Source organism: Vibrio sp. D173a (genome assembly GCF_030248475.1).
The window spans coordinates 1-2,177 of record NZ_JAHGAH010000275.1; the positions used below are offsets into that span (position 1 = coordinate 1).

Sequence of the window (2,177 nt, forward strand, 5' to 3'; positions counted from 1 at the left end):
TAACTGATCGGCATTAGAGTATCAAACTCCCCCTTTATTAATGCACTGGCACTGAATTTTTCTGATTGAACTTACCAAAGTATTGCTCAAGGATTTCTGGAGTCAGTTTTCCTTCAGCTTCTAACTTCTTGAGCTCTGCCGCAATTTGCTTCTGCTCTTCAAGAGTTGGTAGCTTTACTTCCGGTTCTTGAGACGCTTCTTGCGAGATCTGTGCTAGTTCTTTTTCGAAATCATTCATAGTACTTACCTAAATATCGAGTCGTTAAACTTGTAAACTAGGTCTATTCTATCCAACTCTACAGCTTGAAGCTACCAACCATCTTATCTAGGCGAGATGATAATTCTTGGAGATCTCGACTTGCACCAGCAAGTTCTTCTGCTGTCGCTGTCGTCATCTCATTGATCGCATTAATCTCTTCGATGTTCTGGTTGATGGTATGAACCACTGTCGATTGCTCTTCTGTTGCCGTTGCAACCTGAGTATTACGATCCGAAATATCCGCAATCCGTTCAGAGATATTCATTAGAACAACAACAGCCTCATCAGTTGAAGCCACCCCCTCAAATGTCACCGCTTTACCTGCTTCCATTGCAGTTAATGCATCTTGCGCATCACTTTGAAGTTGGTTAATCATCTTCTGAATCTCTTCGGTCGAATCAGCCGTACGTGACGCTAAGTTACGTACTTCATCAGCTACCACCGCAAAGCCACGACCTTGCTCACCCGCGCGAGCCGCTTCGATCGCTGCGTTCAACGCAAGTAAATTGGTTTGCTCAGAGATATCGCGAATCACATCCAGAATAGAGCCGATATCTTTGGTGGTTGTTGCAAGCTGAGTCACTACCATGCTTGTCGTTTCCACATCACCAGCAAGACGGCTAATCACTTCTTTTGCTTGCGTCACCACTTGGCGGCCAGTCTGCGTATTATCAGACGCTTGGTTTGCCGTATCAGCTGCGGTTGCTGCATTTGAAGCAATCTCGCTGATCGTTGCCCCCATCTGGTTAATGGCCGTCACTACCTGAATCGTCTGGTCACGTTGCTCTTGGCTATTATCATGCGTAGACGTTGCTTTATTTGAAACACTGTCTGCCGCTTGGCTTAAAGCACCACTGGTTAGCGACACTTCCTTCATGGTTGCATGGATCTTCTCAATAAAGCCGTTAAAGCCTTTAGAAAGTTGAGCGATCTCATCGTTGCCTTTGATTTCAATTCGTTGAGCCAGATCACCCTCACCTTCGCCAAGATCAGTGAAGCGGTCAGCAATTTGGCGAATTGGGTTGGTAATGCTGTTTGCAAGAAGAACGCCCATCGCAATGAAGATCAGCGCGACGATCGCTGTTGTGAATAACATTTTCTCGGCGGTTGCATCTAGGTCAGCAAATACTTCGTTTACTGGTACAACACCAACGACAAACCAGTCCATTGAAGGCACGTACAAGCTCGAGACAAACATCTCTTGTCCTTCAAATTCTGTCGTTACTAAATTGAAGTGATTTTTGTTGAGCAACTGAGAAGCTTCACGACCAAACAATTGGTTGATAGAGCTTTGGTTCTTACCTTGCTGGCGATGAATCTGGATATCACCTTTACTATTGGTCAGAAAAACGTAGCCTGTTTTCTCAATCTTAAAGCCATTTAGTAACGAAACCATATCGTCCATTGACTTGGACAGGCCAGACATTGAGATGCCATTGACGTTTTGGTAGTTCGCGAACATTTTTACTTCGCCATTTGCCTCTTGAAATACGCTTACAGACGTATCTTGGCCAGAAGAAGTGAATCCAAAGAACCAAGCATCTTGCGAGCGATTAAGCTGACGTAGGAAACCGTTTTGGTTCCAGTAATAAGCACTTTGTCTGTTCGCGACAGAAGCATCGTTCAACTGGTATTGGGACTTTACGTTATTTAGTTGGCGAACTAATTGCGCTTCGACTGTTGGGTTACGGTCTGTCGTTGATAGTGCTTCAACAACAAATTCATTGGTCGCCAACTGTTTCGCCGCTTGCTGCATCTGTACAACTTCACGGTCAATCTCCGTATTGATTTGCTGCAACATCGCAGGCAATTCAATATCAATAAGGCGATGGCTTAATACGTCTCGCGCATGACGCTGTGCCATCACCCCTACAGTAATCGTTGATGCAAGCACTGCAAAGGCTTTGTTGCGTAATTC

Annotated in this window: 2 protein-coding genes; both read right to left on the reverse strand. The window is 44.9% G+C overall.

The window, feature by feature from the left end:
- Positions 1-37: 37 nt before the first annotated feature.
- Positions 38-238 carry a hypothetical protein gene (locus KIV40_RS23870; RefSeq protein ID WP_005432140.1) on the reverse strand — a complete coding sequence of 67 codons (201 nt, stop codon included), beginning with the start codon at positions 236-238 and terminating at the stop codon, positions 38-40.
- Between the two features lie 58 nt (positions 239-296).
- Positions 297-2,153: a methyl-accepting chemotaxis protein gene (locus tag KIV40_RS23875; RefSeq protein WP_285351665.1), complete on the reverse strand. Its 1,857-nt coding sequence runs from the start codon at positions 2,151-2,153 to the stop codon at positions 297-299.
- Between the last annotated feature and the right edge of the window lie 24 nt (positions 2,154-2,177).

Excerpts from the sequence above, each read along its gene's own strand:
- KIV40_RS23870 (WP_005432140.1), bottom strand. The coding sequence starts at position 238 with ATGAATGATTTCGAAAAAGAACTAGCACAGATCTCGCAAGAAGCGTCT.